The organism is Methylobacterium nonmethylotrophicum (assembly GCF_004745635.1).
Taxonomy (GTDB): domain Bacteria; phylum Pseudomonadota; class Alphaproteobacteria; order Rhizobiales; family Beijerinckiaceae; genus Methylobacterium; species Methylobacterium nonmethylotrophicum.
Window position 1 is genome coordinate 22,723 of record NZ_SRLB01000052.1, and the last position, 6,526, is coordinate 29,248.

Consider the following 6,526-nt stretch of genomic DNA (forward strand, 5'->3'; position numbering starts at 1 on the left):
GGCAGAGCCGCAGGGTGCAGCTCCGCTCGGCTCCTCGGTTCCGCATCATCGCCGCCGCCGAACCGGTGGCCGCGGCGGCGCCGGCCGTTCGCGGCCGGGGGCGTGATGCATCGGCGCGGGACCGCCGCGCCGCGGGCGGATCCCCGGGGACGGTGCGCCGCGCGAGGGGTCTGCGCTCGTGGAACGGAAAAAGAAAGGCGGGCGACGGGGTCAGGGGCTGCTGCGGACCTTGGCGCCGTAGCGCCGGCTCCACTCGGCCAGGATGCGGGTGCGGTTGCGCGCCATCCAGTCGAGGTCGTTGCGGATCATCCTGGCCTCGGCGTGGGGCGGGTAGACCGGCGCCGGGTTGGAGACGCCCGGATAGGCCACGATGGCGTAGCTGCGGGCGTAGAGCGCATTGGCCTCGCGGCTCGCCGCCCAGTCCGCCACCCGCCTCGCGAGGGGCAGGTGGGGCCGGCCCGCCACGACCGCGAAGGCCTCGGCCTCCCAGCCGGTGCCGTCGACCGGCACCACGATGTCGATCGGCGCGCCCGCCGCCTTCTCGGCGGCGGCCCGCATGTCGAGGGAGAGGCCCGCGGCGTGGCGGCCGGCGGCGGCCTCCCGGCAAGGGGCCGAGCCGCTCGGCAGGTAGGCGGCGACGTTCTCGTGCAGGGCGTCCATGAAGGCCCAGCCCGCATCCTCCCCGAGGGTCTGCAGCCAGGCCGCGACGAGGAGGTAGCCGGTGCCGGAGGCGGCCGGATTCGGCATCGCGATCCGCCCCTTGAAGGCGGGGCCGAGGAGGTCGCGCCAGAAGCTCGGCCGCGTGATCCGGTGCCTCGCCGCCACCTCGGTGTTGAAGCAGATCACCCCCAGATAGGCGTCCATCCCGGTCCAGCTGTAGGGCGGGGTCTGGTCCCGGAAGAACGGCCGCAGGGCCTCGACGCCGGCCGGGCGGTAGGGGTCGAGGAGGCCGGCGGATTCGAACTGCAGCAGGCTCGTCGTGGCGACTCCGATCAGGAGGTCGGCCTGCGGCGCGTTCCGCTCGGCCAGCATGCGGTCGGTGATGAGGCCGGTCGACGCCCGCAGCCAGGCGATCTCGACCTCCGGCACCGCCGCCTCGATGGCCCGGCGGATCGGGTCGAGCTGCTCGAGTTCGAGGGCCGTGTAGGCGACGAGCCGGGTGCGCTCCGCCGCCGCGGCGGGCCGCGGCGCGAGACCTCCCGCGTGGCTCCCGAGGAGCAGCAGCGCCAGACCGGCCCGACTCAGGACCGTGCGGATCCCCCGCCGCCGCCCGCCGATCGGTGCCGCACCCCCCATCATGCCCCTCCACCCGCCCGTGTCCCGCCGCGCCTTGAGATCGCGCCGATACCCGCTTCAACGCCAACCGTCCCCAGGATAGAAAGCCCTGGCGACGGTGCGGTGACGCGCCGCACGCCGGATCATGTCCCGGCACGCGGGTGCCCTGTCCGGCGCAGCTGAACCGTATGATAGGTCGTTGATATTGCCAGTTATTCCGTAGCGGGAGGATACCCAGGTGACCCCGACTTGCTCTAGGATCGGGCGACGGACCGTTTCCAGAGACGCCACGGTATGACCCAGCCGACGCCGCCAGTCGCCCTGATCGCGGATGACGACGACTTCTTCCGCCTCGCCGTGGTGGCGATCCTCACGCGCAGCTTCGGATTCGCCGAGGTCGTCGAGACCGGCTCGCTCGATGCCGCCGTCGACCAGCTCTCTACCCGCCGCGGCGCCGTGACCCTGGCGCTGTTCGATCTCGCGATGCCCGGCATGGAAGGGCCCGGCAGCCTCAGCGCAGTGCGGGAATGCTTCCCGGCCGTCCGGGTGGCGGTGGTCTCGGCGTCGACCGAGCGCACCAAGATCCTGACCGCCCTCGAGGTCGGCGTCCACGGCTACGTGCCGAAGGGGATCGGCTCCGCCGAGCTGACCCGGGCGGTCGGGATGATCCTGGACGGCCAGATCTTCGTGCCGGCCTCCCTGGCCATCCTCGACGGGCCTTCGCCGCGCCCGGCGCTCGAGCCGCGACCCGCCCTCGACGGGCGCAACCCGCGCATCCCCGACCTGACGCCGCGCCAGCGCGATGTCCTGGCCCTCCTGGTCGAGGGACGCTCGAACAAGGAGATCGCCCGTCGGCTGCAGCTCGGCGAGGGAACCGTCAAGGTGCACATGGCGGCGCTGCTGCGCAGCCTCGGGGTGCAGAACCGGGCCGCCGCCGCGGTGGTCGGCGCGCGGCTGCTGGCGGATTGACGCGGCCCCCGACCGGCGGCCGGACCCGGGTGGGCCAGACGGCGGGAAACAGCAGGCGCGCGTCCCGGCGTCCTCCCGGGCGATCACCCGGTGTCCCTTCCGGGGACCGGGGAGTGATCGCTCCGGCCATCGGCTGATCCGGCCCGCGCGGCCGGTCCGGCTCGGCCGAAGCGTTGCAATTGAGGAAAATAAGCAAAGAATACGCACGCAGAAAGATAGGTCCGGGGCAGCCGCTGCCAGCCTACGGCTGTCCTCCGGAGGCGACCGCACCGGGAAAGTCCGAATCGAACGATCGATCGTTACCAAGGTGGCGAGTGCTGCCGATGCATTTCCTGATACTGACCCTAGGTCAACAACAACGGAGGTTCGTCACTTGACAGCCGGACCGGCTGACGGTTTACCTGAGTGGCTGGCGTATCTGATGCGAGTGTGCACCCTCTTCACCGGTTGAGCGCTCAATCGCCGCGACCCGGGCGCGGGAGCACCCGGATCCGGCGCGGGGTGGAAATGCGACGGAATCGAGCGATGGACCGGGAAGAGATCGGGACGGAGAACATTCTTGCGACCCTGGACGTCCTGCTGAACCTGCCGTCGCTGAAGAAGTCGCCGCAGCTCTCCGCCTTCCTCTCCTACGTCGTGCGCGAGAGCCTGGCCGGGCGCGGCAGCCTGCTCAAGTCCTACACCATCGCGACCGACGCCCTCGGGCGCTCGACCAGCTTCGATCCGGCGACGGACGCGATCGTGCGGGTCGAGGCCCGGCGCCTGCGTCAGGTGCTGCAGCAGATCTACACCGATCCCGCCTGCCCGCTCACGGTCCGCATCGACCTGCCCCTCGGCCGCTATGAGCCCAGCTTCCGGCAGCTCGCGCCCGCGGCCGGAGCGTCTCCGGCGGGTCCGGACGAATCCGCACCGAAGGACCTTCTGGAAAGCGAGCAGCGCTACCGCGCCCTGGTGGAGGCGAGCGCGGCGGTGGAGTGGCGCGCGAGCCCGGACGGCAGCCTGACCCAGACCTTCGGGCTGAGCGCCCGGACCGGCCTGTGCGACACGGAGCTTCAGGGCTTGGGCTGGCTGAGCGCCCTCCACCCCGACGACCGGACCCGCACCGAGGTGGTGTGGCGGACCTGCTGCCAGAACGGCACGCCGCTCGAAGCCTCGTTCCGGGTCCGCCACCGCGACGAGACCTACCGCTGGATGCTCGGCCGCGCCGTGCCCCTCGAGAACGTCGACGGGGCGATCCGCGAATGGGTCGGGACCATGGCGGACATCGACGAGCAGATCCGCGCCGAAGAGGCCCTGCGCACCAGCGAGGAGCGGCTGCGCCTCGCCATCTCGGCAGCCGAGATGATGACCTGGGACGTCGATCCGGTCAGCCGGCAGGTCACCTGCTCGGCGATCGGGAATGTCCTGATGGGCGTGACGGACGGCCCCCTCGACGAGTTCCTGGCGATGATCCTCCCGGAGGACAGGCCGGGGGTCATCTCGGTCCTGGAGCCGGCCCTGCGGGGCGAGCGGCCCTACGACGCCCAGTACCGCATCGTCGACCACGAGGGGCGGGTAAGGTGGCTCTCCGCCCGCGGCAGCCTGGTGCCGGCCCCCGGCGGAGGCACTCGCCTCATCGGGGTCGCGTGCGACATCACCAGCCGCTATCCCGACCCGAACCTCGAGGGCGCGCGGCTGATGTCGGCCTGATACAAAGTCCGGACGACCATACGAAATCCGCATCGCGAAGCGATCCCGCAGGGATCGCCTGACGCAGTCGTTCGGAAACCGGGTGAGAGGCCGGTTCGCTCAGGCCGCCGCCTTCGTGGGGCGCGGGGCGCTCGCGCGCTTGCGAGGCGCCTTCGCGGCGGGCGCGGCCGCCGGCGCGGGCTCGGCGCGCGCGGTCCCGTGCCACCAGCCCTGCCAGCTCCAGCCGCCCGGACCCGTGACGGCGTAGAGCACGAAGCCGGCGGCGAGGCCGAGCTGGGCCAGGAAGAGTTCCTGCTCGACCCGGGCGACGGCGCCGGAGAAATCCCAGAACCGGTGCAGGAGGAGCCCCATCACGACCGCGTGGACGGCGAGCCCGAGGCCGACGAGACGCGGCAGGAGCCCGAGCGCGAGGAGCAGCGGCCCGAACAGGCCCACCACCACCGAGGCGGTCGCGACGGCGTTCGGGGACGGCAGGCCGGTCGCCGCCAGGGTGAGGGCGAATCCCGAGGGGTTGAGCGCCCGCGCGATCGCCGCCGGCAGCAGGGACGAGGCCAGGAGCAGCCGCCCGGCGAGCAGGATTCCGTCGTTGCGCGCTGCCATCCCGATGCCCTCGTCATGCGGGCGGAGCTTGGCCCGGGAGCCTTGAAGGGAGCGTTAAGAGGGTTAGCGCCCTCCGCTCCCGAACAAGCGGCCGCGCTCGGTCCACAGCACCGTCGCGAGGGCGAGGCCGCTCAGGGCGCAGTAGCCGAATGCGAGCGGCAGGACGGTGCCGTCGAACGACTGGCCGACCAGCAGGCCGCAGAAGGCGGCGAGCAGCGTGGTGTAGAAGCCGATGAACGAGGAGGCGGTGCCGGCGATCGCCGCCAGCGGCTCCATCGCCAGGGCGTTGAAGTTCGGCATCGCGAAGCTCATCAGGAACTGGCAGGCCGCCAGGGTCGCGATCAGGAGCCACAGGGGCGGGCGGCCCCCGAAGCCCAGCATCAAGGCGAGCTGGAGGCAGGCGACGAGGAAGAGCCCGAGGACGCCCGCATGCGCCAGGCGCCGCATGCCGAGGCGGCGCACGAGGCGCGCATTGATCAGCGTCGCCACGCCCATCGCCCCGGCGATGAGCGCGAAGGCCACCGGGAACAGGGCCCCGAGATGGTAGATCCCGCTGTCGAAGACGGCCTGCGCCGAGCCGACATAGCCCATGATGCAGCCGGTGGTGAGGCCGAGCGCGGTCGCGTAGCCGAGCGAGGTCCGGGTCCGCACCGTGACGGCGATGCCCGCGCCGATCGCCCGGGCCGAGACCGGCCGCCGGAAGCCCGGGTGCAGGGTCTCGGGCAGGCGCAGGCCGAACCAGGCCAGGGTGACCAGCGCCAGCGCCAGCATGACGCCGAAGATCAGGCGCCAGTGGCCGGCGAACAGGATGGCGCCGCCGAGGGAGGGGGCGAGGATCGGCACGATGAGGAAGACCATCATGCAGAACGACATCACGCGGGCCATGTCGCGCCCGTCGTAGCGGTCGCGCACGATCGCGACCGCGAGCACGCGGCCCGCCGCCCCCCCGATCCCCTGGATCGCCCGGGCCAGCAGCAGCACCTCGAAGCTCGGCGCCAGCATGGCGAGCACGCTGCCGGCGAGGTAGATCGCGATGCCGACGATGAGGGCCGGCCGCCGTCCGGTCCCGTCCGAGACCGGACCGTAGAGGAGCTGGGCGGTGCCGAAGCCCAGCATGTAGACGTAGACCAGGAGCTGCAGCCGGTTCGGATCCGCGACCGAGAAATCCCGCTGGATCGCCGGGAAGGCCGGCAGGAAGCTGTCGATCGTGACGGCGGTCAGGCCCATCATCAGGGCCATCAGGGCCACGAACTCGACGAAGCCGGGCCCGGCCCAGCCCGGCCCGGCCCGGGCGGGGGCGACGGGGATCGGTGTCGCGTCGTGGCTTGCGCTGCTCGCCATGGTCTTCCCGGAAGGCCGGCCTTGCGGGAGGCGCGCCGGCGCTGCTCCGGAGGAGTGCAGGAGGGTGACGGCGCCCGCAAGGCGGGCCGCGGCATGGCAGCGATGCGGCCTGCCGCGCCGCGATGGCGGTGCGGCGCGCCCGTCGCCGCGCGTCGCATCCGCGAAACCATGCCGTGCAACGTCGTGCCGGAACAGATATGTCCCCGTCCGTCTCGGTTCCCTTGATCGAGATGCCAATTTCTGCGATCCGACCGAGGGCGGACGGGCCGCGATGCGCCCACTCGACTGTCAGTCTCGTCCTGGGCGATCCATAGGAGCGCCCGGGATCCGAGCGGCAAGACCGCTCCGTTGCGGGATCCTGTTTGTAAGATTGGTCGCTCGTGCCATGTTCGCCTGCCATGTTCGCCTGCGAACGACGCTCGCCTGCAAGACGTCTCCTGCAAAACCTCTCCTGCAAAACCTCTTCTGCCCGTGCGGCCCGGAGTTCGACCATGTCCGATGCTGGTGACCTGATCCATCCGGTGATTCTCTGCGGCGGCTCGGGAACGCGGCTGTGGCCGGCCTCCCGCGAGAGTTTCCCCAAGCAGTTCCTGCCGCTCGCCGAGCCCGAGCGCTCCTCGTTCCAGGCCACCGCCGCGCGGCTCGGCGATCC

The 6,526-nt window shown here is 71.8% G+C and carries 6 protein-coding genes; 3 read left to right on the forward strand and 3 right to left on the reverse strand.

Annotated elements, in window-relative coordinates; genetic code table 11:
• Nucleotides 1–210: 210 nt before the first annotated feature.
• Nucleotides 211–1,299 carry an extracellular solute-binding protein gene (locus EU555_RS33655; protein ID WP_245524630.1) on the reverse strand — a complete coding sequence of 363 codons (1,089 nt, stop codon included), beginning with the start codon at nucleotides 1,297–1,299 and terminating at the stop codon, nucleotides 211–213.
• A 270-nt stretch (nucleotides 1,300–1,569) separates the two neighbouring features.
• Here EU555_RS33655 and EU555_RS33660 point away from each other — a divergent pair, with 270 nt between their 5' ends.
• Complete coding sequence (locus EU555_RS33660; protein WP_135419690.1) at nucleotides 1,570–2,244, forward strand: LuxR C-terminal-related transcriptional regulator; 675 nt, start codon at nucleotides 1,570–1,572, stop codon at nucleotides 2,242–2,244.
• Between the two features lie 525 nt (nucleotides 2,245–2,769).
• The gene (locus EU555_RS33665) at nucleotides 2,770–3,933 is read left to right on the forward strand and encodes a PAS domain-containing protein (protein WP_135419691.1); all 1,164 of its coding nucleotides are present in this window, start codon (nucleotides 2,770–2,772) and stop codon (nucleotides 3,931–3,933) included.
• A 99-nt stretch (nucleotides 3,934–4,032) separates the two neighbouring features.
• Here the strand turns inward: EU555_RS33665 and EU555_RS33670 are convergent, their stop codons facing one another.
• A complete protein-coding gene (locus EU555_RS33670; RefSeq protein WP_135419692.1) occupies nucleotides 4,033–4,533 on the reverse strand; it encodes a DoxX family membrane protein in 501 nt (166 codons plus the stop codon).
• Nucleotides 4,534–4,596: 63 nt separating this feature from the next.
• The gene (locus tag EU555_RS33675) at nucleotides 4,597–5,874 is read right to left on the reverse strand and encodes a multidrug effflux MFS transporter (RefSeq protein ID WP_135419693.1); all 1,278 of its coding nucleotides are present in this window, start codon (nucleotides 5,872–5,874) and stop codon (nucleotides 4,597–4,599) included.
• Nucleotides 5,875–6,365: 491 nt separating this feature from the next.
• Here EU555_RS33675 and EU555_RS33680 point away from each other — a divergent pair.
• Nucleotides 6,366–6,526, forward strand: a 161-nt coding sequence (locus tag EU555_RS33680) for a sugar phosphate nucleotidyltransferase (RefSeq protein ID WP_245524631.1), incomplete at its 3' end; no start/stop codon positions are given.